Raw genomic sequence first — 26,135 nt, 5'->3', positions numbered from 1 at the left:
TTATTCAAGCCCCAATCGAGGCTTGTTCGGGTGCCTAAGACTGCCGCACTTTCGCCTTTCACGCCAGTCACAGATGGTCCAGTGACCTGTTCTAGTTCACCCAGCGTTGCAGAATCTGCTGCAGGTCGTTCCTTTTGAACGGCTTGGCCAGGTAATCGTTCATGCCCGCCGCGAGGCAGGCTTCGCGGTCGCCCTGCAAGGCGTTGGCCGTCAGGGCGATGATCGGCACCTCGCCGCAACCCGGCAACTGACGGATCTGCCGCGTGGCTTCGTAGCCATCGATGATGGGCAATCGGCAATCCATGAGGATCGCTTCGAAAATCAGGCTCTCGGCGCTGCGTACAGCCTGGGCGCCATCGGTGGCGATGCTGACGGTGAAGCCCAGGCTGCGCAGCATGGCTTCGACCACCGTCTGGTTGACCGGATTGTCTTCCACCAGCAATACGTTGCGGCCCTCGCCATCGCCGTTGCCCACGGGCAGCCGCGGCGCCAGGGTGGGTGGGGTCTGGCGCGACAGGGCCAGCGGGATCTCGAGGGTGAATACCGAGCCGTGGCCTTCTTCGCTCTGGGCCCGCAGCGTCCCGCCCATGCGCTCGGCCAGGGTACGGGCGATCGGCAGGCCCAGGCCGGTACCGCCGTAGCGCCGGGAGATCGAATTGTCGGCCTGCTGGAAGGCGTCGAACATGCGCTCCAGGCTCTCGGCCGGGATTCCGATGCCACTGTCGCGCACCGTGCAGGTGAACCACAGCAGTTCATGGTCCAGGGCTTGCCACTGGCATTGCACGGTGACACGGCCTTGCTCGGTGAATTTCAGTGCATTGCCGATCAGGTTCACCAGGATCTGTCGTATCCGCGTCGGATCGCCCTGGACCTGCAAGGCCTGCATGTCGTCCGGGAGCAGCAGGTCCAGGCCCAGCTTGCGTTGTGCGGCGCTGTGTTGGAACGATTGCGCGCAACTGCCCACCAGTTCTGCCAGATTGAACGGGATGTGCTCCAGCTCCAGGGCCGAGCGTTCGATGCGCGAGAAGTCGAGTATGTCGTTGATCACCTTGAGCAGGTGTTCGGTGGATTCCGACGCCAGCGCCGTGTACTCGTGCTGCTCGTCGGTCATGCGGGTGGTTTCCAGCAACTGCAGCATGCCCAGTACGCCGTTCATGGGCGTGCGCAGTTCATGACTCATCATTGCCAGGAACTCGGACTTGGCGCTGTTGGCTTTTTCCGCTTCTTCGCGGGTCTTGATCAACTGCGCCATGGCCTGGTGCTGTTCGCGGCTGGCTTGTCCCAAGCCATCGGCCAGGTTGTTGATGTGCCGCGACAACGCCCCCAGTTCGGCGTCATCGACGATGGGCAGCGGGGTGCTGTAGTCGCCTTGCTGAATGGCCTTGACCGCGTTGCCGATGTCGCGGATCGGCCGGGACAGGTTGGTCGCCAGCCGGCGTGCCACCAGAAAGGTGAACAGCAGGGCGAACAGCGCCAGGATCGCGGCCTTGAACAGAATCTCCTGTTGTCGCTGACTGAAGGCGTCACTGGACATGCCGACGATCACGCGGCCCAGGTAATCTTCGCTGGCCGCCTCCACGGAGGTGCTGTTGCCCTGCAGGAAATCATTGTTCAGGGCGATGCGCTGCAGGCGCACCGGGGCCTGGAAGACTTCGACCTGCTGGGCACGGCTGCGGGTTTGCTCGGGTTGCTCGACGTACACCAGGACCTTGTCGGTGCTGTCCTGGACCTCCAGAAAACGCACGTGTGGGGTCGCCAGGGTCGCGGTGAGCAGGCTTTCCAGCACTTCGTTGTTGCCGGAAATCACCCCGTATTCCGTGGCGGGGGCCAGTTGGTTGGCGATCAGTTGCCCGGTGTGATTGAGTTCCTGGCGCAAGTCCTGGATCCGCACGAAGGTAAAGAAACTGATCAGCAGCACGGTCAGCAACAATGCCGGGCCGAGGGCGATGAGCTGGGTTCGGGTATTGATGTCCCAACGGCGACGCAAGGTCATGGGCGGTGTTCTCCTTCGGCCAGCGTTGCCGCGACGGATTCGGCGTCAATCGGTTCGATCCCCAGTGAGCGGGAGACCTGCCGGTTGCCCAGGACCTTGAAACGGTCTGGATACAGCGTGCGCGGCCAGGTCGTGGCGGGGCGATCGAGCAACTCGTCGAGAATCGCCAGCCAGTCTTGTTGGTCGCTATAGGTGCTGGCCAGGCTGCCGGCCTTGACGAACGCGGCGCTGGGCCCGATCAGGGCGCGTTGCCGGGCGTAGCTGCTGAGCAACAGGTTCTTCACGGTCTTGGGGTTGTACAAGTCGGGGTCATCGATACCCAGCAGCACGTCGCTGTGGCCCAACAGGTTTCGCAGGGGGCGGCTGTCGTTGGTGTCGTCCCAGCGTTCGCTGACAATGGTCAGGCCCAGCGGCGCCGCGGCCTGTTGAATGTCCTTGAGCAGGAATTCACTGTGGATGTCGTAAAGCACGCCGACCCGTCGCACTTGCGGCAGGATGGCGCGGATCAGCCGCAATTGCCGCGCCATCGGTGGATCGCTCCACAGCAGGCTCAAGTGCGCAGGCGTTGTCTCGCCCAGGCGATCGCGGGCTTGCTGGCGGCTGATGCGCAGCACCAGGGTGGCCGGACCGCGGGCGTCTTGCAGGCGCCACTCGAGGCTGGGCAGGTCAAGCAGGACCAGGCGGACATTGCCTGGCAACTTGTCCGGCGCCGGCAGGTTGGCCAGCGGCGTAAACCGCACGCTGTCTTCGGGGCGCAGGTTTTTCAGGGCCTGGGTGAAAGACTGCACGCCGGGGCTGTCCTTGGCGCCGGTCAGCAGGATCTCGGCGGCTCGGGCCTCGAAGGTCGCCAGCCAACCGGCAAACACCAGGCATAGGGATAGCGTCAGGCGGCCATGAAATGGCGTCTTGCGGGGTGGGCGTCGGAACATCTAGAAAGACAACTCCGCGCTGAAGTACACGACATGGCGGGAGTCGTAGTGGTTGTCGATAAAGGTAGTGGGCTGGTTGTCCAGGCGCTGTTGCAGGACCGCTGCCAGCTCCAGGCTGGCCTTGCCCAGGGGAATGCGCCGGGCAAGGCGAGTGTCTAGCCGTTCGTAGCGATAGCCATTGAGGGCGTCGGCGGCGTAGTAGAACAGCGAACTGTTCCAGCCCTGGCCCCAGTCCCTTAGCCAGCCGGCCGAGCCGCTGTGGCGGGCGGTCAGTTGTTCGTCGAGGGGATTGCTGGCCTTGGCGTCGACATAGGCATAGGTCAGGCGCAGACGGTCGGCGCCGGTCATGCGCCAGTCGAGCTGGGTTTCGGCCCCGGAGAATTGCGATTCGTTGCTGTTGCTGGCGATGTACTGATTGTTGCGCAACGGTTCGCTGATCATGCCGGTGATTTCGTCATGGAACAGTTTCACGTCGACCGCCAGCCCCAGGTCCATGAAAAAACCGTTGTAGCCCAGTTCCCGGGAGCGCATGTGCTCTTGTTCCAGGTTGCCCGGGCCGCGGGTCTGGACGAAGTAACGGGCGCTGCTTTGGCCGAAGGCGGCGGGTTGCAGATTGGTGACCTGATAGCTCCAGTTGACGTTGTTCTCGAACATGTCCGGGGAGCGCACGGCTTCGGAGTACACCGCCCGCAGGCCATGGCGCGGGGTGATCAGGTAGTTGACCGCGACCCGCGGGGTCAGCGAGCTGCCGGTCAGGCGGGTGTCTTCGAACATCGCGCCGCCTTGCAACAGCCAATGCTCGGTGGCCCGCCATTCGAGCTGGCCGAACAGGCGCCAGGTGGTGTCGTCCAGGGTGCCGTTGAAGTACGTCTGCGAGTCGGCCCGGTCGTAGCGATAGTTGGCCCCGGTGACCATTCGCAGGCTGTCGGACAGGCTCAGGGTGTCCTGGATCTCCAGGTCGTAGCGCGATTCCCGGGCGCTCTGGTCGATATCGCCGCACAGGGTTTGCGAGGCGCCGTTGCGCCACTGGTCGAGCACCTGATTGGCCAACGCCTGTTCCTGTGGCGTGCCGGCGGGCGCGCCGCTGCCGATGTAGCTGGGGATATTGCGTGCCAGCTGCTCGGCATAGTTGGGATTGAGCTGCCACAGGTCGGTCAATTGCGGGCTGAAGGACACCTCGGCGTCGCAGGCGCGCCAGGTCTGCTGGCGATCCCAGTGCTGGATCGAGCCCTGTACATAAAGACTGTGGTTGGGGTCCAGGTCCAGGTTCCAGCGCAGTGAGCCGGCGTAGTCCTTGGCGATGACGTCAGAATTGTCGCCAGCGGTGGTAATCCCGGCAAACACGGGACGGTAGGTATAGGGCCGCTGGTTGGTCCCGTCCTTGGCATTCAATTGCCAGTCGATACTTTGCTGCTCGTTCAACGTCTGGCTGACGGACAGGTTGAAGCGGTTCAGGCGGCGGCTGTCGCGGTAATCGGCGCCGTTGCGGTCGCTGTCAAAGCCGTCGTCTTCCTGGCCGGACAGCGACAGCCGCAGGTCGCCGCCGTCCCAGCCGCTGCCCTGGCTGGCGTACCAGTCGCTGATGCCGCGCTGGCCACGGGTGATTTTCAGCCGGGTGCCGTGGCTGTCGGCCGGGGCACGGGTGATGATGTTGACAACCGCCATCAGCGCGTTGGCGCCGTAGCTGACGGTGTTGGGGCCGCGAAAGACTTCGATCCGCTCGATGTCTTCCATGGCCACCGGAATATCGCTCCAGTCCACCGTGGCCAGGCCGGCGCGGTACACCGAGCGGCCGTCGATCAGTACTTGCATGCGACGGGCTTCGCTGGCGTTGGTGCCATGGTAGTTCACGGCAGCCTGGTTACCGCTGATGTTGCCGACCATCATGCCCGGCACCAGGCGCAGCAGTTCGCTGATATCGCGGGCGCCGCTGGCCTTGATCAACTCGCTGTCGAGCACGGTCATGCTGCCAGGCACTGCCGCAGGTGATTGCTTGAGGCGCGTGGCCGTCAGCACCTGGGGCATGGACTGGCTGTCCACGAACAAGTCGTCGCCCAGCACTGGCGGGCTGATGATCAGTGCCAATAGCAGGGACGAACCTGGACGGGAAGGGCCAACGAACACGGCACAGCCTTTGAGAATGAGTGGATGGCGGGCATGTTAACCGAGCTGAACGACTTTTCCATTCGCGTTGACAGCATTTTCCTAGGAATTGATGGTCAGCTTCCTACAGCTGGTGGTAATTGTTGCCGGGGCTGGTCGCGCTCTGGCCGCTCCGTATAATGCCCCGCATTGCCACTTGGTATGGATGAACGGATTGCATATGACTGAACAGCGCCCGATTGCGGTCCTGGGGGGCGGGAGTTTCGGCACCGCCGTGGCTAACCTGCTGGCCGAGAATGGTCACCCGGTGCGCCTGTGGATGCGTGACCCGGAGCAGGCCGAGGCCATCCGGGTCAACCGCGAGAACCCGCGTTACCTCAAGGGCATCAAGATTCGCCCGGAAGTGGAACCGGTAACTGACTTGCAGGCAACCCTGGAGGGCAGCGACCTGTTCTTCGTCGCCTTGCCGTCCAGCGCCTTGCGTTCGGTGCTGGCGCCCTACGCAGAACGCTTGAGCGGCAAGCTGTTGGTGAGCCTGACCAAGGGCATCGAAGCCCAGACCTTCAAGCTGATGAGCGAGATTCTCGAAGAAATCGCGCCCAAGGCCCGGATCGGTGTGATCTCCGGGCCGAACCTGGCGCGCGAGATCGCCGAGCACGCGCTGACCGCCACGGTGGTCGCCAGTGAGGATGAGGAGCTGTGCCAACGGGTCCAGGCGGCATTGCATGGCCGCACCTTTCGGGTCTACGCCAGTGCCGATCGTTTCGGTGTGGAGCTGGGCGGGGCGTTGAAGAACGTCTATGCCATCATCGCCGGCATGGCGGTGGCGCTGGGCATGGGTGAGAACACCAAGAGCATGCTGATCACCCGCGCGCTGGCGGAAATGACCCGCTTTGCGGTCAGCCAGGGCGCTAATCCGATGACCTTCCTGGGATTGGCCGGCGTGGGCGACCTGATCGTCACCTGTTCCTCGCCCAAGAGCCGCAACTACCAGGTCGGTTTCGCCCTCGGCCAGGGCTTGAGCCTCGACGAGGCCGTGTCGCGCCTGGGTGAAGTGGCCGAAGGGGTCAATACCCTCAAGGTGCTCAAGGCCAAGTCCCAGGAGGCGGGGGTGTACATGCCGCTGGTCGCCGGGCTGCACGCGATTCTGTTCGAAGGGCGCACGCTTGAACAGGTGATCGAGCTGTTGATGCGTGGCGAACCGAAGACCGACGTCGATTTCATTTCCACCAGCGGTTTTAATTGAACCTTTATTGACCGCAAGCAGGAGCGAGCCATGAACGATCCGCAAGGGCAACCCCAATACGAATCCATTCTGCTGCGTGTGCTGTGGATGGTGATTTACCTGCTGGTCTGGCAGGTGGCGCAATTCATCCTCGGCGCCGTGGTGCTGGTGCAGTTGATCTATCGGCTGATCTACGGTGCACCCAGTGCCAGCCTGATGAATTTCGGCGACAGCCTGAGCCAGTTCCTGGCCCAGATTGGCCGTTTCGGTACCTTTCACAGCGATCAGAAACCCTGGCCGTTCGCTGACTGGCCGACCCCGCGTACGCCTGAAGGTGAAGCGCCTCACACCGTGGCGCCAGCTCCGCATCCGGCCCGGGACGAGGAGCCGAAGCTATGAAATTGTGGGTATTGCGTCATGGAGAGGCCGAGCCCCATGGTGTTCGTCCCGATCCGGAACGGGTCTTGACGGTCCATGGGCGCGAGGAGGTGTTGCTCAGCGCAGGCCGGTTGATGGGCGAGCCATTGCGGGTCATCTACGCCAGCCCTTACGTGCGTGCCCAGCAGACCGCGCAACTGGTGCGCGAAGCACTGGGTTTCGAACCTGAACTGATCACGGTCGATTGGCTCACGCCGCAGACCCGGCCGGCCGAGGTCCTGAAGCATCTGGAGGACCAGGACAATGTGCTGCTGGTCAGTCATAACCCGTTGGTGGGCAGCCTGCTGGGCTTTCTGCAACACGGCCACCTGCAACAACCCGAGCAAGTGCAGACTGCCGGCCTGGCCGAGCTGGAAGGCGACATGCCGCTGGCCGGGGCGATGAAGCTCAAGCGTCTGTAATACCTGATCCACCCCAGCGTCTGCATCGCGGGCAAGCCTTGCTCCCACAGTGCTGTGCAGGATTGAATGCGATAAAAAACAAAAAGGAAGGACAACGATGAGTCTGTGGCGCACCACTCCGAATATCGACCAACTGAACGCCGCCGGTAAAAACACCATCAGCGAAGTGCTGGACATCCGTTTCGAGTCTTTCGACGATGAATCCCTCACCGCCAGCATGGTCGTCGATCACCGCACCCACCAGCCGTTCGGCTTGCTGCATGGCGGTGCTTCGGTGGTACTGGCCGAAACGGTCGGGTCCATGGCCGCCTATCTCTGTGTCGACACCAGCAAGTTCTATTGCGTGGGCCTGGAGATCAACGCCAACCACCTGCGTGGCGTGCGCAATGGGCGAGTCACGGCCACGGCCCGCTCGGTTCACCTGGGCCGAACTACCCAGGTGTGGGATATCCGCCTGGTCAACGATGACGGCAAGGTCAACTGCGTGTCGCGCCTGACCATGGCGGTTGTACCGTTGGGTGAGCAGCCGCCGGCGCGTTGATCGCATTGGATGCAGGCGTTTACATGTGGGTCCCTGGCATATTCAGTCGAGAGCGGTAGACGCCTCGGTGTCCGACCTGCAGTTCACTTTCGTAGTAGAAGAAATCGGAAGGTCGCGAGATGTCTGCCATCTCGAATGATTCAGTCCCCGCGTCGCCCATCTCGATGTCACGGCTTGGCGCCGTCGGATTTGTTGGACTCAGCAGGTCTGTGAGTCCCGGCCTGGCGACGGTCAAGAACGTCAAGCGCTGGTCCAGGACGGCTTGTGTGACCGCACGTCTCACGGTCGTTTGAACGACTGGGCCCAGCTCGCTGTATCCAGGTATCTGGGCAATGGCCATATTGGCTGCCTGCGCCAGAGAGCCGAAGAAATGTCGACTGGTGGATCCGATTACCGCTGCGCTCTGGTTGATTTCCCCGGTGCCAGGGGGCTTGATGGGGGCACCTCTCAATCCTCTTACGGTGGATGTGCCACCCAAGCCGACGCCCATCCCTATGGAGTTGGCGAAGGTTGATTGCAGCAACTTTCCTATTTCGTCGCTCCCAAAACCAACTGCTCCCGCTGCTGCTGCCGATCCACCCGCGATGCTTGTCGCAAGCGTGCTGGCCGAGGCTGTAGCGACGTCCATACGGCCCGGGAAAGGATTGCTTGGACCATACTGTCCAAAATTCTGGAATGTCACTTCGCGCAACATTGAGCCGAATAAACCGCCGATTTGACCCGCCGCCGCCGGGTTGCCTGGCATAAACGCGCCAGCCAGGGAAGGCGCGGCTCCTAAGGCCGCGCCCAATGCCGCACCACCAACTTGCTTGATGATAGGCGCCCAACCGGACGCTTCATCGGCGCTGTTGGCCGCCCTCATGGCGCCCCATCCTTGGAGCCCACCTGTGATACCACCTGACGTAGCACCTAGAACCGTTACCACCATCTGCGCAGGTCCCAAGAGTGCGGTAGCTCCCGCAGTCACCCCGTATTGCAGAAACGAAGCGAGCAGAGCACTTGAAAACTCTCGAGCAACAGTCATACCGGCGGTGGCTGTTAGCGTGTCAAACCCCAATAGACCTTGAAAATCGACAAACCGGACAGGATTGCCACGTACCATGGCAAACAGGTTCAGACCGTCGGCGGTGCCTGCCGGGTCGGCGCTGATCCAGCGCTCCAGCCAAGGCGCGTAGTACCGCTGTCCGTAGTAGTACAACCCCGTGGCATCACGCTCCTGACCGCAATAGCGCCGGGTTTTGTAGCTTGCTTGAACTTTGTCTGGGCCGGCCCACCACGATGTGCCTCCGTAGGGGTAGTACATTTCTTCACTGATCAAGTTGGCCTGACCATCCAGCTCCAACGTACTGGAGCCCAGATGATTCGTCAGGTTGTAACGGTATTGATCGGCTCTCGTACTTTGCGACTCCCAGTGCAACACTTGTACGGCGCAACGTCCTGCCTGCGCCAAAATGACCTGCACCTTCTCTTCAGGGGTTGTACGGATTTCCAGGCTGGGTAAATAGCGCACTTCGTGCGCGCGCGTATAGGTTGCGCTGTAGGTCAGGCGAACTTTGCGCTTGCGCTGACCGGCCCCGTCGTAGACATAGACTTCGCTGTCATTCGCAGCGTTCTCACGCATCACTTGGTCGACCTGGCGCAGGCGGTTGCTCGGACTCCAGGTCAAATCCTGACCCGCCAGCAATTGTCTTTTGTTGCCATTGGCGTCGAATCCAGCGCCGATTTCATCCTCGCCAGGCAAGCTGCCGTCGGCTTTCTGCGCCAGTCCCCGATTGCTGTATTTCGAAATCGCCGTTCGTTGCGTCCAGCTGTGGCTGGCGGCGGTGTGGACGAGCAGGGTGAGATTGCCGCCCTCGTCGTAACTGTAGACCTGCCGGTAGTTCTCCAACTGTCCGGGATCGGCAGGCGAAACAAAAACCGGCTCTTGAGGACCGTTCTGGTTACCGACCCGTTGCCAGCCATTGACCTCGATCAGCTGATACAAACTGTCGTAGACGTAAGACTGGACCGGTTCGATCTTCTGGTTACGAAAGAAACGGGTACCCAGCGTCGCATCCCTGATGCTGAGGATATTGCCGACCCGATCATAACCATAGGCCAGGTATTGCAACGGGGGCTGGCCGGGAAGCCCGGCCTTGACGCTCGTCAGGCGCCCGTCCCGTGGGTCATACAGCGCTTCGCTGACCACGCCGTTGCCGGCAGTTTGCCGTTCGATGTTGCCATTCGCGTTGTAGCGAATGTCGTTCAGCAGCGATGTCTCGTGGGTTTGCCCCGCGAGTTTCAAGCGAACTTGCCGGAGCTGGCCGGCGATATCCAAATCCGAATACTGGGCGTTGTTTTGCGCATCTTCCTGCAGGATTGCGGTGCCCACGGCGTTATAGGTGACACGGCTGGTGGCGCCGTTGCCGGTCTCGTTCAAAAGGTCTCTGTTTGCTTCATCGGCAGGCCAGTCGGGTTCGTTCAAGTCCTGGAGAAAATGCCGGGTTTGTGAAATGACCCCGCTCGTCAGCGCATAACTCTCGAACAGGACGGTGCCAGCCTCGTCATCGTGGCGGATCAACCGGCTACATTGATTGCGTGAGGCTGATACAGGCGTGTTATCCCCGTAGGTGTAGAACGCATTGTTTCTGGCAAGCGAGCCCTGAGCCTGCTCGATGGTTCTGACCGGGCGCAACAGCGCGTCGTATTCGGTTTGCACCTGAGTGTGCAAGCTGTCCCAGCCGATGACGTGCTGACCGGCTACGCCGAATAATGCCAGGCGAGTCCCCGCATCGACGCCGTCGGTGACGAGCGCCGCACCGGTGAGGCTGAAGACGGTTCTCAGGTTGGGCCGGGCGTCCGGCTCGGTCTCCAGCAGCTTGAACAGGCGGGGGTCGTAGCTGAGCGTCGGGCGCCCGGCGACATCATAGCGTTGACGATGGATCCGGCCCTCGGGTTTTGCCATAGGGTTATTACGAAAGTAAGACACCGAGGCGATGCCCAATCCTCGTGAATCTTTCACGGAAACGGCCGGTGTCTTGGCATGCATGCCAGTCCCCTTGGAGATGTCGTAACTGTTCTAGTTATTGCCAAGGCGATACGGGCGTCAACTGTAAGGTCTGACAGGTGCTTAAGGCGGGTAGACAATCGATGCCGCAATGCTGTCATCATTCCTGTCAGTTACGGTCATTGCCGCGCCGCCGGGTTCTGCGGACAATCGGCCGCAGTTCTCGCAATGGATCGGCCAACATGTCGCAACAGGTGTTTTTCGCCCACGCCAATGGTTTTCCCTCGGCCACGTACGGCAAGTTGTTCGCCGCGCTGGCGCCGCAATATGAGGTTGCGCACCTCGAACTGCATGGCCACGACCCGCGATTTCCGGTCGATGACAATTGGCACAACCTGGTGGACGAGCTGATTCATCATCTGGAGCAGCAACCGGTGCCGGTGTGGGGCGTCGGTCACTCCCTGGGCGGTGTGCTGCACCTGCACGCGGCGTTGCGCCGCCCCGAGCTGTATCGCGGCGTGGTCATGCTCGATTCGCCGGTGCTGACCCGTACCGACCAATGGGTGATCCTGGCGGCCAAGCGCCTGGGGTTCATCGACCGCCTGACGCCGGCGGGCCGGACCCTGGGTCGGCGTGAGGAGTTCGCTGACCTGGCGTCGGCCCGGCAGTATTTCGCCGGCAAGACACTGTTTCGCGGTTTTGACCCGGAATGCTTCGACGCCTACCTGCAACACGGCCTGCAACAAGTCGGTGATCGACTGCGGCTGCGCTTCGACCCGGCCACCGAAATCAGCATTTACCGCGGCGTGCCGCACACCAGCCCCGGGCGGCCCCGTAAGCTCAAGGTGCCGCTGGCCGTGGTGCGCGGTAGGCAGAGTCGTGTGGTGATGCGTCATCACACCCGTTCGGTGGGGCGTATGCTCCATGGCGAATCCCTGAGCATGCCCGGTGGCCATATGTTCCCCCTCGAGCGTCCACAGGACACGGCCAACCTGCTCAAGAACCTGTTCCAGCGGTGGGAAGGGCGCAGCGCATGAGTGTGGTCGAGGAAGTCCGCCTGAGCCTGCCGCACATCGAACTGGCGGCCCACCTGTTCGGGCCGGAGGACGGGCTGCCGGTGCTTGCCCTGCACGGTTGGTTGGACAATGCCAACAGCTTCGCCCGCCTGGCGCCCAGGCTCGAGGGCCTGCGAGTGATTGCCCTGGACATGGCCGGCCACGGTCACTCCGGGCATCGGCCGCCCGGTGCCGGTTATGCCCTCTGGGACTACGCCCATGATGTGCTGCAAGTCGCCGAACAACTGGGCTTGCAGCGTTTCGCCCTGTTGGGGCATTCCATGGGCGCCATTGTGTCGCTGGTGCTGGCCGGCTCCTTGCCGGAGCGGGTGACGCACCTGGGGTTGATCGACGGGGTGATTCCTCCTACAGCCAAGGGCGATAACGCGGCCGAGCGCATGGGCATGGCCCTGCAAGCCCAGTTGGATCTGCAGCAGAAACGCAAGCCGGTCTACAAAACCCTCGATCGGGCCATCGAGGCGCGGATGAAGGGACTGGTAGCAGTCAGCCGCGAAGCCGCCGAGCTGCTGGCCCAGCGCGGCCTGATGCCGGTGCCCGGGGGGTACACCTGGCGCACCGACAACCGCCTGACCCTGCCATCGCCTTTGCGCCTGACCGATGAACAGGCCATGGCATTCGTGGCGCGGGTCGATTGTCCGGCGCACCTGGTGGTGGCGGCCGACGGCATGCTGGCCCAACACCCGGAGTTGCTGGAGCGTCTACCCTTCAGTCATGAGCAGTTACCCGGCGGCCATCATCTACACCTGAACGACGAGATCGGTGCCGAGCTTGTAGCAGACTGTTTCAATCGGTTCTTCACCGCTCCTTGACTTGCGGCGGGCAACTGTCGAGGCTGGGCGGGTTGAAAGGGAGACAACCATGACAGACCTCTGTTTACCAGCTTCAAGGTGCATCGACGATGCCCGTTGCATCCAAGCGTCCCAGGCCAAGCCGATCCGATGAAATTATCCGTTTGCTCACTCGTCCTGCTGGTGCTGGCCTGCTTCAGCCCGGCGTCGTTCGCCGCCGATGTGCCGGGCAGTCGCGACCTGGAGCGTGTGCCGCGCATGCCCGACGCGCAAATTGTCGATTACCGGCAAACCAGCGACCTGGAACGCGTCTACCCCATGGGCTCGATCCGCAAGATCAGCGGCCAGCTGCGTTTCGACGGCCAAATCGATGCCCGTGGCAACGTCACGTCGGTCACCTACGAACTGCCGCCGGAACATTCCGCCACCCAGGCTTTTACCGCGGCTCGCGAAGCGCTGCAGAAGCAGGGCGCCGAGCTGTTGTTCTGGTGCCAGGCCCGCGATTGCGGCGAAAGCAGCCTGTGGGCCAACGAAGTCTTCGGCAATGCCAAGCTCTACGGCGCCGACAAGGGCCAGGCCTTCTTGTTGCTGCGCCTGGCACCACCGGCGGACAACACAGTGATTGCGCTGTATGCCATCACCCGTGGCAATCGCAAGGCCTACCTGCATGTCGAGCAGTTCGAGGCGAACGCACCGCTGGGGGACTTGCTGCCGACATCGGCCACGCTGTTGCGCCAGCTCAAGGACACTGGAGTCCTGGATTTGCCGCGTCTTGCCGGTGAGCCAGACGACACCTGGTTGCATCTATTGTCCCGGGCGTTGAACCTGGACACGAGCTTGCGGGTCAGTATCGCCGGCCCCCGGGCCGAGGACTGGCTTGAGGCTCTGGCGGGCCAGGGCGTCCGGGCGGCACGCATGGAAGCCGCCAGCGGCGAGGCAGAGGGGCTGCACCTGGAGTTGCTGCGCTAAGCTGTCTCGGGGCAGCGGGTTTCATGCCGTTGCCTCGCTCCTGTTCATTTTTTCGAGACCCTACATGCTCAATAACGATCGGCTGTTGGTGCAGATCCTGCTCCTGGTGTTGTTCGGCGCAAGCCTTTGGGTCATGGCGCCGTTCTGGTCGGCGCTGTTCTGGGGTGCGGTGCTCGCTTTCGCCAGTTGGCCGCTGATGCGCCTGCTGACCCGCTGGGTCAATGGCCGTGAATCCCTGGCGGCGGCGTTGCTGACAGTGGGCTGGATGCTGTTGGTGGCGGTGCCGCTGGTGTGGCTGGGTTTCAACCTGGCCGACCATGTGCGCGACGCCACGGCGTTCATCAAGGACGTGCAGGTCGACGGCTTGCCCGAAGCGCCCGACTGGCTGGCCGGCGTGCCGCTGGTGGGCGGGCGACTGGTCGGGATTTGGAACAGCATCGACCAGCAAGGTGCGGCAATGATGGTGTCGATCAAGCCGTACCTGGGGCAAGTGGGCAACTGGCTGTTGGCGCGCAGTGCGCAGATTGGCGGTGGCATACTCGAACTGACCCTGAGCATCGTGTTCGTGTTCTTTTTCTATCGCGACGGCCCGCGCCTGGCGGTGTTCGTCCACGGGTTGCTGGAGCGTCTGATCGGCGACCGTGCCGGTTACTACATCGAGCTGGTGGCCGGTACCGTACAACGAGTGGTCAACGGCGTAATTGGCACCGCGGCGGCCCAGGCCGTGCTGGCGCTGATCGGCTTCCTGATCGCCGGGGTGCCGGGGGCGCTGGTACTGGGTATCGTCACGTTCCTGCTGAGCCTGATCCCCATGGGGCCACCCCTGGTGTGGATCCCTGCCACCGCATGGCTGGTGTGGAAGGGTGAGTACGGGATGGCGGTGTTCCTCGGCATCTGGGGCACGTTCATCATCAGTGGCGTGGACAACGTGCTCAAGCCCTACTTGATCAGCCGCGGCGGAAACCTGCCCTTGGTCATCGTGCTGCTGGGGGTGTTCGGCGGGTTGATCGCCTTCGGTTTCATCGGCCTGTTCATCGGCCCGACCCTGCTGGCGGTGGCGTATAGCCTGTTGACGGACTGGAGCAAAAGCCAGGCGCGATAGCTTGAATGCGTCGCACCCGTGGCGACGCAGCTTGCTCCCGCTGGCACGCAGAAGCTGCGCAGGAGCTGTGTAGGAACTGTGTAGGAACTGTGTAGGAGCTGTGTAGGAGCTGTCGAGTGCAACGAGGCTGCGATCTTTCCCCTAACACTTGAATCTCAAGCGAAAGATCAAAAGATCAAAAGATCAAAAGATCGCAGCCTTCGGCAGCTCCTACAGGTGAATCAGGTCGCCACGTTCAGGTGTTTCCCCACAGTGGCGACGTTATCCAGCGAGTATTGCCGGCTGAGGTTGGCGATCATTCGGTTCAACGCTTCGCTGACATTGGCCTGTTCGGTGGAGCTGTCGCTGCTGCGTCCGGCCTGCAAGGCACTGTTGAACTCGTCGCTGCTGACGCCACCGCTGCTGTCGCTGTCGAGTACTTGCATCAGCATCGCGCTGGTGTCGGTGCTAGTGGACGTACCGTTGCTGGCCTGCAAGGCGCTGCTCAGTTCGCTGGCAGTGATGGTGGCGTCGCCATCGGCGTCGAGCTGACTGAACAGCTCTTCACTGGAGGCTTGTTGCGGTGGTGGCGGTGGCGCGAGGCTGGCGGCGAGTTCGTCAAGGCTGACAGTGCCGTCTTCATTCTCGTCCAGCGCCGAGAACACTTGCTGGCTGTCGGCATCGCTGCCCGTGCTGGCCAGGCCGTTGCTCAACTCATCGCTGCTGACCACGCCATCACCGTCGGTATCCAGGACGCTGAGCAGCGCATCGGCCAGTTCGGTAGTTGGCGCCTGGTCCCGTGGCGGCGGAGGTGGCGGCGCCATTGCGGCCATTTCCTCGCTGCTCAGGTCACCACTGCCGTCACTGTCCAGGTCGCCAAAGTTGTCACTCAGGCTGACCAGGATGCCATCATCGCTTTCTTGCGACAGGGCGCTGCTCAACTCTTGCTGATTGACCGAACCGTCGCCGTCACTGTCGAGCTTGTCCAGCAGTTCCTTTTGGAACTGCTGGCTGCGGGCACTGCTGGTGGCGGTACTGCTGGTGCTGGTATAGGTCGAGTAACTGCTGACGCTGCCAATCATGGGCGCTCTCCTTGGGCTGGGGTAGCCGGTGGGTGCACCGGCTTATGCAGCGTCGGCGGGACAGTTGTCGTGGGTGTGTGAAGTTTGTACCGGCGGGTGTACAAACTCAGTCCCGGCGCAGTGTCGAGTGTGGGAACGGTGGGATTCAGGTGCGAGGCAGGCTGATCACCGCCGTCAAGCCACCTCCTGGCGTCTCTTCCAGGGTCAATTGCCCGCCCAGGCGTTCGGTGGCCTCCCGGGCGATGGTCATGCCCAGGCCGACGCCGCCGGAGTTGCGGTTGCGCGAGCCTTCCAGGCGAAAGAACGGCTCGAACACCGCCTCGCGTTTGTCCGCCGCAATACCGGGACCGTGGTCGATGACTCGAATCAGCACCTGGTTGTTTTGGTCTTCCAGGTTAATCAAGGCATGGCCGGCGTAGCGCAGGGCATTGTCGATGAGGTTGTTGAGGCACGAACGCAGCGCCATCGGTCGCACCTGCAGCGGGGCGCAGGTACCGCTGACTTGTACGTCGGCGCCCTGGTCCTGGGCATTTTCGCTCAATGATTCCACCAAGGCCTGCACGTCCATCCACTGCAGCGCTTCACTGGTGCGCTGTTCGTGCAAGTAGGTGAGGGTGGCATCGAGCATGCCGATCATGTCGTCCAGGTCCTGGCGCATCTGGCCTTGCAGCTTGATGTCATCGATCTGTTCCAGGCGCAGCTTGAGCCGCGAAAGCGGCGTGCGCAGGTCATGGGACACCGCGCCGAGCATGCGCGAACGCTGCTGCACCTGCTCGCGAATCCGTTGCTGCATCAGGTTGAACGTATGGGCCGCCTGTCGCGCCTCGCGGGGGCCATTTTCATCCAGCGGCGGGCTGTCGAGGTTTTCGCTCAGGCGCTCGGCCGCTTCGCTCAGGCGCTGGATGGGTCGGGTCAGGAGCTTGGCGCCATACCAGGCCGCGACGATCAGGAACACGAATTGAAAGGTCAGCGGCACCACCGGACCGCCGAACCAGGGGCGTGGAGGGCGGTTAGGGGGCGGGCCGAAGCGCGGCGGGGCTTCGGTTTGTCGGGAAAATTGCGGCGGTGGCCCGGCAGGCGGCCTGTCGTATAAAGAAAACCAGGCAAACGCCAGCAGATGCGCCAGGACAATCGCCAGCAACAGCACGCCAAACAGGCGGCCGAACAGGGAGTCGAGGCGCAGTTGCATCAGCCGATGTCCCGCGCGTCGAACAAGTAGCCCTCACCGCGCACGGTCTTGATCAGTTGCGGGGCCTTGGGGTCGTCGCCCAGCTTCTGGCGCAGGCGTGATACAAGCAAGTCGATGCTGCGGTCGAACGCCTCGATGGAGCGCCCGCGAGCCGCGTCCAGCAGTTGTTCGCGGCTGAGTACCCGGCGCGGTCGTTCGATGAAGACCCACAACAGGCGGAACTCGGCATTGGACAACGGCACCACCAGCCCGTCGACCGAGATCAGTTGGCGCAGCACACTGTTGAGCCGCCAGTTGTCGAAACGGATATTGGCCCGATGCTCGGTGCGGTCGTCGCGCACCCGACGCAGGATGGTCTGGATACGCGCCACCAGTTCCCTGGGTTCGAACGGCTTGGCCATGTAGTCATCGGCGCCCAGCTCCAGGCCGATGATGCGGTCGGTGGGCTCGCAGCGGGCGGTGAGCATCAGGATCGGGATGTCCGATTCGGCGCGCAGCCAGCGGCACAACTGCAAGCCATCTTCACCCGGCAGCATCAGGTCGAGCACGACCACGTCGAAGTGCTCGGCCTGCATCGCCTGGCGCATGGCCGCGCCATCGGTCACGCCGCTGGCCCGTATGCTGAAGCGGGCCAGGTAATCGATCAGCAGCTCGCGGATCGGCACGTCGTCATCGACGATCAGTGCGCGGGTGCTCCAGCGCTTGTCATCGTCGGGCACTTTTTGATCGTCAGAATTTGCAACAGGGGTGTTCTGCATGGATGCATCATCTGCCAGGTAGGCTGCCAACCGCAAAGAAGGCGGCGAGGTTGAGCCTTCAGCATAAGCTTCGTGCCGCGAGGCGTGAAGCGCTGAAAGGATGGGTTGCGGCGGCGGACGGTAGCGTGTCGACGTGTTGTACGCATGTCATGAATGTATCGGCTTCGACACAAGGGCCGGTATCGTCCATGCTGCTGGGGGGCGATGAGATTTACCGATCATCGGGTCCCGCACGAGCGCTCGTTCCGCTACAATGCGCGCCGATTTCGACTTGCCTGAGAGCCCGCTCATGTCCGCCTGCCAGACGCCCATTATCGTCGCCCTGGATTTTCCCACCCGTGACGCCGCCCTGAAGCTGGCCGACCAGTTGGACCCCAAGCTTTGCCGGGTCAAAGTCGGCAAGGAACTGTTCACCAGTTGCGCTTCGGAAATTGTCGGGACCCTGCGCGACAAGGGGTTCGAAGTGTTCCTGGACCTGAAGTTCCACGACATTCCCAACACCACCGCCATGGCCGTCAAGGCGGCTGCAGAGATGGGCGTGTGGATGGTCAACGTGCATTGCTCCGGTGGCCTGCGCATGATGGCGGCTTGCCGTGAAGTGCTGGATCAGCGCAGCGGCCCGAAACCGTTGCTGATCGGCGTGACCGTGCTGACCAGCATGGAGCGCGAGGACCTGGCCGGGATAGGCCTGGACATCGAGCCCCAGGAGCAGGTGCTGCGGTTGGCGGCGCTGGCGCAGAAGGCCGGCCTGGACGGCCTGGTCTGTTCGGCCCTGGAGGCCAGCGCCCTGAAAGCGGCTCACCCGTCGCTGCAACTGGTGACCCCGGGGATTCGTCCAGCGGGCAGTGCCCAGGACGACCAGCGTCGCATCCTGACCCCGCGCCAGGCGCTGGACGCCGGTTCCGATTACCTGGTGATCGGTCGCCCGATCAGCCAGGCCGCCGATCCGGCCAAGGCACTGGCGGCGGTTGTGGCCGAGCTGGCCTGACCTGACAGATCCTTAATGTGAGAGCGAGCTTGCTCGCGATAGCGGTATGTCAGTCAATATCAATGTTGACTGACAGGGCCCCATCGCGAGCAAGCTCGCTCCCACAGTTGTTGCGTGTCAGACCTTCAATACCAACTTCCCGAAGTTCTCCCCACTGAACAATTTGGTCAGCGTCTCGGGGAATGTTTCCAGACCTTCGACAATGTCTTCCTTGCTCTTGAGCTGCCCCTTGGCCATCCAGCCGGCCATTTCCTGTCCGGCGGCGGCGAACTGCGCGGCGTAGTCCATGACTACGAAGCCTTCCATGCGCGCCCGGTTGACCAGCAGCGACAGGTAGTTGGCAGGGCCCTTCACCGCTTCCTTGTTGTTGTACTGGCTGATGGCGCCACAAATCACCACGCGGGCCTTGAGGTTCAAGCGGCTGAGCACGGCATCCAGGATGTCGCCCCCGACGTTATCGAAATACACATCCACGCCCTTGGGGCATTCGCGCTTGAGGCCGGCATGGACGTCTTCGTTCTTGTAGTCGATGGCGCCGTCGAAACCCAGCTCATCGATCAGGAACTTGCATTTGTCGGCCCCGCCGGCGATGCCCACCACGCGACAGCCTTTGATCTTGGCGATCTGCCCGGCAATGCTGCCCACCGCGCCGGCGGCACCTGAGAGCACCACGGTCTCGCCAGCCTTGGGCGCGCCGACGTCCAGCAAGGCGAAGTAGGCAGTCATGCCCGTCATGCCCAGGGCGGACAAATAACGTGGCAGCGGTGCCAGTTTCGGATCGACCTTGTAGAAACCTCTTGGCTCGCCGAGGAAATAATCCTGCACCCCCAACGCACCGTTGACGTAGTCCCCGACCGCAAACCCCGGGTTGTTCGAGGCAATCACCTGGCCGACACCCAATGCCCGCATCACTTCGCCGATGCCAACTGGTGGGATATAGGACTTGCCCTCGTTCATCCAGCCGCGCATGGCCGGGTCCAGGGACAGGTATTGGTTTTTCACCAGGATCTGGCCGGCTGCCGGTTCGCCGACCGGTACTTGCTGATAGGTGAAGGTCTCGCGGGTCGCCGCGCCCACCGGGCGTTTGGCGAGCAGGAACTGGCGATTGGTCTGGGCAGTCATGGTTGGCACTCAAGATGAATGAAGCTTTGTTGATAGACCTTCGAAGCATTTGCCGCAAGGTTGGCTGATACAGCGAATGCAGTTCGATCCAACACAGTGATAGTCCTCCCAGGCGCCTTATCACTGGCGCCCATGAATGCTCAAACGGCAGTTGGATAGTGCTGACGCGTCCTCGGGACCTGTGGCTAGACTGGCGGCATCTCCCGCATTCTTCGAGGAACAGACAATGAGCATGACGTTTTCCGGACAGGTCGCCGTAGTCACCGGCGCCGCTGCTGGCATCGGCCGGGCCACTGCCCAGGCGTTCGCGGCAGAAGGCCTGAAAGTGGTGGTGGCCGACTTGGACGTGGCGGGTGGCGAAGGCACGGTGCAGTCGATTCGTGCTTCGGGCGGCGAAGCGGTGTTCGTGCGCTGCAACGTGACGCTGGAAAACGATGTGCAGCATCTGATGGACGAGGTAATCAAGACCTACGGTCGCCTTGACTACGCCTTCAATAACGCGGGGATCGAGATCGAGAAAGGCAAGCTGGCCGACGGTACTCTCGATGAGTTCGACGCGATCATGGGGGTCAATGTGAAGGGCGTCTGGCTGTGCATGAAGTACCAGTTGCCATTACTGCTGGCCCAGGGCGGCGGCGCGATCGTCAACACGGCCTCGGTGGCAGGCCTGGGCGCCGCGCCGAAGATGAGTATTTATGCGGCTTCCAAGCATGCCGTGATCGGCCTGACCAAATCGGCCGCCATCGAATACGCCAAGAAAAAAATCCGCGTGAATGCAGTCTGCCCGGCGGTGATCGACACCGACATGTTCCGTCGTGCCTATGAAGCGGACCCGAAAAAAGGCGAGTTCGCCAATGCCATGCACCCGGTGGGGCGTATCGGCAAAGTCGAGGAAATCGCCAGCGCAGTGCTGTATTTGTGCAGCGACGGGGCGGCTTTCACCACGGGCCATTCCTTGGCGGTGGACGGCGGCGTCACGGCGTTCTGAGGACCTGCCCCCTCAGTTTGTAGGACAAAGCCCGCACTGGTTGCGGGCTTTTTCGTGTGGGGCCGAAAACACTTCGGAACGGCCCTCAATGTGTTTCAAAGAGTGAGAAATGGCGGTTTTGGCGACATTGTCGTACATCGTCCCGTAGCGGCCTGTGCTTAACTGTTTCCGGAGATAAAACAAACGCTTAGGAGCTTGGTTACTCATGGAGTTGAGAATCGACCGACAGGCCCTGGTGCCTGTCGTGCAGCAAATCGTCGACGCGCTGACCGGTTGGATCCGACAGGATGCGGTGCAGCCGGGGACTCGGCTGCCATCCGTGCGCCAACTGGCTCGGGAGAACCTGCTCAGCCAGTCCAGCGTCAATGAAGCGTGTGAACGCCTGGTCGCCCAAGGCCTGTTGGCATCCCGCCACGGTTCCAGTTTTTTTGTCGCACCGCCCCCTTCGCCCGTACCCGAGCCCACCGATCAGAGTCGACAGCAGGACAAGCTCGTCGACGGGGGTGACAGCTCGCAATGGGAGTTGAAGCTGGGGTGTGGCGGGTTGCCCGAGAGCTGGCGTGAAAGCGATGACCTGGGCTATGCGATCCGTCAGGTCACTCGCACTGACATGGCGGGATTGTTCAACTACAGCACCCCGTTGGGGCTGCCCGCCCTGCGCGAGCAACTGTCCAGGCGCCTGAAAAAACTCAATATCGAGGCCGATAAGAACCTGATCCTGACCACCACCGGGGCGACCCATGGGCTGGATCTGATCGTACGCACGCTGTTGTCGCCGGGTTCCTGCGTGGTCGTGGAGAGCCCCGGTTATTCAAGCCTGTTCGACCTGCTCAGGTTGCACGACATCGACATGATCGAACTGCCCAGGACCCCCCGCGGCCCGGACGTCGATGCGCTGCAAGACCTGCTGGCGATGCACAGGCCCACTGCGTTGTTCATCAACAGTGCCTGCCATAACCCGACCGGCAGCAGCCTGGCTCCGGCCATCGCTCAACGGCTGCTGCAATTGACGAAGGAACATGCCGTGCTGGTGATCGAAGACGATGCCTATGGCGATTTCCAGAGTTCGGCACGGACCCGGCTGGCGGCGCTGGATCCCGATGTGGTCTACGTGGGCAGTTTCTCGAAAACCCTGAGCAGTTCGTTGCGCGTCGGTTTCGTGGTGGCCGGGCCGTCCATCATCACGCGCCTGAGCGAGGTCAAGGGCATTACCAGCATGGGTGGATCGCGGTTCTGTGAGTCGGTCCTTGCCTGCCTCCTGGCCAATGGCGCCTATCGCAAGCTGGTCCAGCGCCAGCGGCAGCGTCTGGGGGCCGATATGGCGGCGTTGTTGCAGATAATGGAGGACGCCGACTGGGAGGTTTTTGGCAAACCGGCCGGCGGGCTTTTCATCTGGGCAAGGCCGCCGATCAGTGACTATGCTGGAGTACGACGTCTGGCCAGGCGTTTCGGCGTGCTGCTGTCTTCGCGTACCGCGTTCAGCCCTTCGGGCGCCGACAGTGACTGGCTGCGGATCAACGTGGCGTATGCCCGTGACCCCAGGGCACTGGCGTTCTTCCGGGCCACGGCTCTGGATCGACCTCTAGTGTCCTGAAAACGACGCGGCTGTAGCTTTTTGCCATTATTCCGACGCCAGCATCTTGTGTTGCAGGGCGTCTCGTTGCGAATCTGCAATCAACACACACTGGCAGAGGACTGGGCGCAATGATTTCGGCCGTGCAAGGACGTTTTGCCAACCTGGGTATGGCAAAGAAACTGGGTATCGGATTTGTCCTGGTGCTGCTGCTGACCGCTGTGGTCGCAGCCATCGGCGTCTGGTCCCTGCAGACCATCAGCCATCGCTTCGATGGCTTGAAACAGATGTCGTCCCTCAACAGCGGGTTGCTCAAGGTCCGGCTGCTGGAGCAGGAGTACGCCTCGCGCTCCGACCCCAAGACAGCCGATGCCCTGCGCCAGGGCGTCGATGGGCTGGTGGCCCAGGCGAACGAACTCAAGGTGCAGTCGGCTGCCAACGTGCCGGTGATGGACGACGTGGAGCAGGCGCTGGCCGCGTATCGCAAGGCGTTCGACGAATTTGTCGGGTTGAGCCAGAGCAAGGACCTGGCGCTGGAGATGGCCAGTTGGTCGGTGTCCAGCGTCGCCAATAACCTGGATGTGTTGCAGGCCGGGCTGGCGGATGACGGCGCCTACACCCTGAAAGACACCGAAGGCAAGGAGGGGGCCGAGTTCATCGAGCAGGCCAACCAGGTCAGCGAAGTATCGCGGTTGATGTTGCAGGCCATGAACGAAGCGCGGGTCCGCCTGGACCAGAGCCGCAAAGGCAATGTTGAAGGCGCCGGAGAAGGCAGCATCGAACAGGCTGAGCAGGCGATGAAACAGGCCGAGGTGCTCAAGACCACCGTCAAGGACCCGGGTTACCAGACCGTGCTGAATGAAGTGGCCGGGCATATCGCCGGGTTCAATGAACAATTGGCCGAATACACCGGCCTGTTGGCGAAGGAAAAAGTCGTCTACCAGCAACTGCACGAGCGGGCCGACCAGGTGGTGGCGCGGGTTGATCAGGCCTTCAGTGCCGAAGACCATGCCATGCAGACCGAACTGAAGAAAAACTCGCTGCTGATCATCGGATCGTCGGCTTTGGCGTTGCTGGTGGGATTGATCGCGGCATGGGTCATAACCCGGCTGATCGTGACACCGCTGCGCAGTGTCATTCGCGTGGCCCAGCAGATTGCGGCGGGTGACTTGAGTGCCACGGTCGAAGTGACGCGCCGGGACGAAATTGGTCAGTTGATGCTGGCGATGCAGCAGATGGGCGCGGGGCTGAGCAGTATCGTCAGCGGCTTGCAGGCCGGTATCGAGCAATTGGCCAATTCGGCTCAATCGCTGTCGGCCGTGACTGAACAGACCAACCTTGAAGTCAGCAGCCAGAAAGAGGAAACCGAGCAGGTCGCCACGGCGATGAACCAGATGACGGCGACTGTGCATGATGTGGCACGCAATGCCGAAGAAGCCGCACAAGCGGCCCAGACTGCCGACGACAAAGTCGAGAGCGGTCAACAGGTGGTGCGTCAGAGCATGGTGCGCATCGAGCAGTTGGCCGATTCGGCCACGTCGGCCAGTTCCAGCATCGAAAGCCTCAGCGCCGAGATCCAGAACATCGGCACGGTGCTGAGTGTGATCAAGAGTGTGGCCGAGCAAACCAACCTGTTGGCACTCAATGCGGCTATCGAGGCCGCCCGGGCCGGGGAGCAGGGCAGGGGCTTTGCGGTCGTGGCCGATGAGGTGCGGGCGTTGGCCAGGCGCACGCAACAGTCCACCGAGGAGATCGAGCGACTGGTGAGCGCCTTGCGTTCAGCGGCCCAGGCTTCCGTGCAGCAGATCCAGAGCAGCGGCGAGTTGGTGAAGATGGCGGTCAGCGATGCGCTGCAGACCGAAAGCGCTTTGGGCAGTATTGCGGCGGCGGTATCACTGATCCAACAGATGAACCAACAGATCGCGGCGGCGGCCGAGCAGCAGAGTTCGGTGGCCGAGGAGATCAATCGCAGTGTCACCAGTATTCGTGCCAGCGCTGATCAATCCTCCATGGCGATGCGCGGCAATGCCGCTTCCAGCATCGAGCTGGCGCAATTGGGGGTTGAGCTGAAAGGGATGGTGGGGCATTTCAGGTTGTGACAAAGGCGATGCAGCCCTGTGGCGAGGGGATTTAGCGAGACGTCGCACCGCCCCGCTGTGCTGTAGGAGCTGACGAGTGCAACGAGGCTGCGATCTTTGCGCTGGCGCTTGAGTTGAAAATCAAAAGATCGCAGCCTTCGGCAGCTCCTACAGGGCACAGCCCAGCGGGGCGGTGTATCCGACTATGAATTCTCAGTCGTAAACCTTCTTCTTCTTCCACTCGTCGTTTATTTCGTCGTCCTTCAAGCCTTCGGTCAATTGATTGACCTCTCCTTCGACCGGCTGGGTGCTCGCCAGCACCTGGGCGTTGGCGCGAGCCAGGAGTTTCTCCAGGTAGGCCAGTTGTTCGGCGTAGACCTGGGGTTCCTGTTGCTTGCGCAGGTACTGCACGCCGCGCTCGAAGGCCAGGCGGGCCTGCCCGGGCTGTTCTTGCTGCAGGGCTTGCTGGCCGAGGTTGTTGAAGAACTCGATGTGCAGCAGCACCAGGATATGTCGCACCTCGCGAATCCAGCGCTTGGCTTCGTTAGGCGGCAGGAAACCGTCCTGGGCGGCGCGGGTGATCTGGCCGTGCAAGGCCTCGAGCAGAAAGCGTACGTCCTTGGCCTTGGCTTCGGTCTGGATCGGCGCCGGTGGGTTGTTCACCGGGATCGACTCACCCTGGGCGGCCAGTGCGCTCAATTCGTCCAGGCGTGCCTTGACCGTGGAATTGGTTTTATCCAGGTTCAGCAAGCGCTGGCAGACGTTCATCTCAAGGCGCGTCATCAACAACTTCAGGGCAGGGTTCATCAACTGCCCGGGGAAGGTTTCGGTGAGCTCGCCACAGCGACGCATACGGTCGTTGAGTTCTACCTTGGTGCGGGCCTTTTCCAGCTTGTTGTTTTCCACCACGTGGTTCATGTAGCCAATGGCGATCAACAGGGCGATCCCGGCTACGACGAGCAGGGTGATCATGAGTGGTGTCACCGGTAAGACCTCTTTATTGTGGTACGCATGTCATGAGTGTAGTGGCTTGGCTTTTAAGCGCATAGGCCCGAGCGACGCGATTAGACGGGCGTCGTGCTGTTTATAGGCATAACCGGGTGAGTGCACATTGCCATCATTTGCCGGGCGCGACTATAGCGTCTCGGCGGGTGACAGAATATAGGCGTCAGAGACCGGGCGGGCAAAATGTCCGGATCGCCCCGAAACCGGGCGAAGTCATTGATTTAAATAAATTTATATCTGGGGGTTGACGACCCTTCAATCCATCCATAGAATGCGCGCCACTTACAGCGTAAAGCACTCAGCCAAACGCTGTAGGCAGTGAATGTTGTACGTGTGTCCCCTTCGTCTAGTGGCCTAGGACACCGCCCTTTCACGGCGGTAACAGGGGTTCGAGTCCCCTAGGGGACGCCAATGCGGGAATAGCTCAGTTGGTAGAGCACGACCTTGCCAAGGTCGGGGTCGCGAGTTCGAGTCTCGTTTCCCGCTCCAATTTTAAACAGCGTTGCTTTCGGGCAGCGCTGAGTGAAACCAGAACCAAGTCTTCGGAGGCGGATCTGGGCACTGGAACACACACCATGTGTTCCGGGCAGCGTGTCCCCTTCGTCTAGTGGCCTAGGACACCGCCCTTTCACGGCGGTAACAGGGGTTCGAGTCCCCTAGGGGACGCCATTTGCGGGAATAGCTCAGTTGGTAGAGCACGACCTTGCCAAGGTCGGGGTCGCGAGTTCGAGTCTCGTTTCCCGCTCCAAATTCAAAAAACGCCGCTCATATGAGCGGCGTTTTTTTATGCGCGTAAAAAAGCCAGTTCAATGCCCAAGGTTA

At 61.9% G+C, this 26,135-nt stretch carries 21 protein-coding genes, 4 tRNA genes and 1 pseudogene; 17 read left to right on the top strand and 9 right to left on the bottom strand.

What is annotated here, in order from left to right:
- Window positions 1-91: 91 nt before the first annotated feature.
- From GFU70_RS20380 to GFU70_RS20370, 3 genes are read right to left on the bottom strand one after another with little or no spacing between them, the layout of a single operon-like run.
- A complete protein-coding gene (locus tag GFU70_RS20380; RefSeq protein ID WP_058543173.1) occupies window positions 92-1,993 on the bottom strand; it encodes an ATP-binding protein in 1,902 nt (633 codons plus the stop codon).
- The gene (locus tag GFU70_RS20375) at window positions 1,990-2,922 is read right to left on the bottom strand and encodes an ABC transporter substrate-binding protein (protein ID WP_116641534.1); all 933 of its coding nucleotides are present in this window, start codon (window positions 2,920-2,922) and stop codon (window positions 1,990-1,992) included. The genes GFU70_RS20380 and GFU70_RS20375 overlap by 4 nt, the downstream gene beginning before the upstream one ends.
- Window positions 2,923-5,046 carry a TonB-dependent receptor plug domain-containing protein gene (locus GFU70_RS20370; RefSeq protein WP_153388720.1) on the bottom strand — a complete coding sequence of 708 codons (2,124 nt, stop codon included), beginning with the start codon at window positions 5,044-5,046 and terminating at the stop codon, window positions 2,923-2,925.
- Window positions 5,047-5,245: 199 nt separating this feature from the next.
- Here GFU70_RS20370 and GFU70_RS20365 point away from each other — a divergent pair, with 199 nt between their 5' ends.
- From GFU70_RS20365 to GFU70_RS20350, 4 genes are all read left to right on the top strand, one after another.
- Window positions 5,246-6,271, top strand: coding sequence for an NAD(P)H-dependent glycerol-3-phosphate dehydrogenase (locus GFU70_RS20365; RefSeq protein WP_058543170.1), 1,026 nt, complete (start codon window positions 5,246-5,248; stop codon window positions 6,269-6,271).
- A 30-nt stretch (window positions 6,272-6,301) separates the two neighbouring features.
- Complete coding sequence (locus GFU70_RS20360) at window positions 6,302-6,649, top strand: DUF4389 domain-containing protein (protein WP_003204392.1); 348 nt, start codon at window positions 6,302-6,304, stop codon at window positions 6,647-6,649.
- The gene (sixA, locus tag GFU70_RS20355) at window positions 6,646-7,089 is read left to right on the top strand and encodes a phosphohistidine phosphatase SixA (RefSeq protein ID WP_058543169.1); all 444 of its coding nucleotides are present in this window, start codon (window positions 6,646-6,648) and stop codon (window positions 7,087-7,089) included. The genes GFU70_RS20360 and sixA overlap by 4 nt, the downstream gene beginning before the upstream one ends.
- A gap of 97 nt (window positions 7,090-7,186) precedes the next feature.
- On the top strand, window positions 7,187-7,630 hold the full coding sequence (locus GFU70_RS20350; protein WP_058543168.1) for a hotdog fold thioesterase: 444 nt from the start codon (window positions 7,187-7,189) through the stop codon (window positions 7,628-7,630).
- A 19-nt stretch (window positions 7,631-7,649) separates the two neighbouring features.
- On the opposite strand, the gene GFU70_RS20345 is transcribed toward GFU70_RS20350, so the two are convergent.
- On the bottom strand, window positions 7,650-10,658 hold the full coding sequence (locus GFU70_RS20345) for an RHS repeat-associated core domain-containing protein (RefSeq protein WP_153388719.1): 3,009 nt from the start codon (window positions 10,656-10,658) through the stop codon (window positions 7,650-7,652).
- Between the two features lie 200 nt (window positions 10,659-10,858).
- Between GFU70_RS20345 and GFU70_RS20340 the strand changes: the two genes are divergently transcribed.
- From GFU70_RS20340 to GFU70_RS20325, 4 genes are all read left to right on the top strand, one after another.
- Window positions 10,859-11,653, top strand: coding sequence for an alpha/beta fold hydrolase (locus GFU70_RS20340; RefSeq protein WP_116641537.1), 795 nt, complete (start codon window positions 10,859-10,861; stop codon window positions 11,651-11,653).
- Window positions 11,650-12,501, top strand: a complete 852-nt coding sequence (locus GFU70_RS20335) for an alpha/beta hydrolase (protein WP_058543165.1) — start codon at window positions 11,650-11,652, stop codon at window positions 12,499-12,501. The genes GFU70_RS20340 and GFU70_RS20335 overlap by 4 nt, the downstream gene beginning before the upstream one ends.
- A gap of 129 nt (window positions 12,502-12,630) precedes the next feature.
- Window positions 12,631-13,449, top strand: a complete 819-nt coding sequence (locus GFU70_RS20330) for a DUF4892 domain-containing protein (RefSeq protein WP_058543164.1) — start codon at window positions 12,631-12,633, stop codon at window positions 13,447-13,449.
- A 64-nt stretch (window positions 13,450-13,513) separates the two neighbouring features.
- Complete coding sequence (locus GFU70_RS20325; protein WP_058543163.1) at window positions 13,514-14,551, top strand: AI-2E family transporter; 1,038 nt, start codon at window positions 13,514-13,516, stop codon at window positions 14,549-14,551.
- Window positions 14,552-14,772: 221 nt separating this feature from the next.
- On the opposite strand, the gene xopAW is transcribed toward GFU70_RS20325, so the two are convergent.
- From xopAW to GFU70_RS20310, 3 genes are all read right to left on the bottom strand, one after another.
- The gene (gene xopAW, locus GFU70_RS20320) at window positions 14,773-15,612 is read right to left on the bottom strand and encodes an EF-hand domain-containing protein (RefSeq protein ID WP_153388718.1); all 840 of its coding nucleotides are present in this window, start codon (window positions 15,610-15,612) and stop codon (window positions 14,773-14,775) included.
- Window positions 15,613-15,757: 145 nt separating this feature from the next.
- Window positions 15,758-16,801, bottom strand: coding sequence for a sensor histidine kinase (locus GFU70_RS20315; RefSeq protein WP_058543161.1), 1,044 nt, complete (start codon window positions 16,799-16,801; stop codon window positions 15,758-15,760).
- Complete coding sequence (locus GFU70_RS20310) at window positions 16,801-17,559, bottom strand: response regulator (protein WP_116641541.1); 759 nt, start codon at window positions 17,557-17,559, stop codon at window positions 16,801-16,803. The genes GFU70_RS20315 and GFU70_RS20310 overlap by 1 nt, the downstream gene beginning before the upstream one ends.
- Window positions 17,560-17,848: 289 nt before the next feature.
- Between GFU70_RS20310 and pyrF the strand changes: the two genes are divergently transcribed.
- On the top strand, window positions 17,849-18,547 hold the full coding sequence (pyrF, locus tag GFU70_RS20305; protein WP_160893102.1) for an orotidine-5'-phosphate decarboxylase: 699 nt from the start codon (window positions 17,849-17,851) through the stop codon (window positions 18,545-18,547).
- Window positions 18,548-18,664: 117 nt separating this feature from the next.
- Here pyrF and GFU70_RS20300 read toward each other — a convergent pair whose 3' ends face one another.
- Window positions 18,665-19,669: an NADP-dependent oxidoreductase gene (locus GFU70_RS20300; RefSeq protein ID WP_064106982.1), complete on the bottom strand. Its 1,005-nt coding sequence runs from the start codon at window positions 19,667-19,669 to the stop codon at window positions 18,665-18,667.
- A 226-nt stretch (window positions 19,670-19,895) separates the two neighbouring features.
- Between GFU70_RS20300 and GFU70_RS20295 the strand changes: the two genes are divergently transcribed.
- From GFU70_RS20295 to GFU70_RS29175, 4 genes and pseudogenes are all read left to right on the top strand, one after another.
- Complete coding sequence (locus GFU70_RS20295) at window positions 19,896-20,657, top strand: SDR family oxidoreductase (RefSeq protein ID WP_058543159.1); 762 nt, start codon at window positions 19,896-19,898, stop codon at window positions 20,655-20,657.
- A 205-nt stretch (window positions 20,658-20,862) separates the two neighbouring features.
- Window positions 20,863-22,251, top strand: a complete 1,389-nt coding sequence (locus GFU70_RS20290; RefSeq protein WP_153388717.1) for a PLP-dependent aminotransferase family protein — start codon at window positions 20,863-20,865, stop codon at window positions 22,249-22,251.
- A 110-nt stretch (window positions 22,252-22,361) separates the two neighbouring features.
- Window positions 22,362-23,468: pseudogene (locus tag GFU70_RS29180) on the top strand (HAMP domain-containing protein); the annotation flags it as partial.
- On the top strand, window positions 23,448-24,329 hold the full coding sequence (locus GFU70_RS29175) for a methyl-accepting chemotaxis protein (RefSeq protein WP_413468871.1): 882 nt from the start codon (window positions 23,448-23,450) through the stop codon (window positions 24,327-24,329). The pseudogene GFU70_RS29180 and the gene GFU70_RS29175, both read left to right, overlap by 21 nt.
- 192 nt (window positions 24,330-24,521) lie before the next feature.
- Here GFU70_RS29175 and GFU70_RS20280 read toward each other — a convergent pair whose 3' ends face one another.
- Complete coding sequence (locus GFU70_RS20280; RefSeq protein WP_058543156.1) at window positions 24,522-25,280, bottom strand: hypothetical protein; 759 nt, start codon at window positions 25,278-25,280, stop codon at window positions 24,522-24,524.
- Window positions 25,281-25,648: 368 nt separating this feature from the next.
- On the opposite strand from GFU70_RS20280, the gene GFU70_RS20275 reads away from it, so the two are divergent.
- The 4 genes from GFU70_RS20275 (at window position 25,649) to GFU70_RS20260 (ending at window position 26,061) form a co-directional block, all read left to right on the top strand.
- Window positions 25,649-25,724, top strand: a tRNA-Glu gene (locus GFU70_RS20275).
- Window positions 25,725-25,726: 2 nt separating this feature from the next.
- Window positions 25,727-25,802, top strand: a tRNA-Gly gene (locus GFU70_RS20270).
- A gap of 104 nt (window positions 25,803-25,906) precedes the next feature.
- Window positions 25,907-25,982 (top strand) — tRNA-Glu (locus GFU70_RS20265).
- A 3-nt stretch (window positions 25,983-25,985) separates the two neighbouring features.
- A tRNA-Gly gene (locus GFU70_RS20260) sits at window positions 25,986-26,061 on the top strand.
- Window positions 26,062-26,135: the final 74 nt, after the last annotated feature.

It is taken from the genome of Pseudomonas brassicacearum (assembly GCF_009601685.2).
GTDB lineage: Bacteria > Pseudomonadota > Gammaproteobacteria > Pseudomonadales > Pseudomonadaceae > Aquipseudomonas > Aquipseudomonas kilonensis_B.
This window is presented reverse-complemented; position numbering and strand designations above follow the sequence as displayed.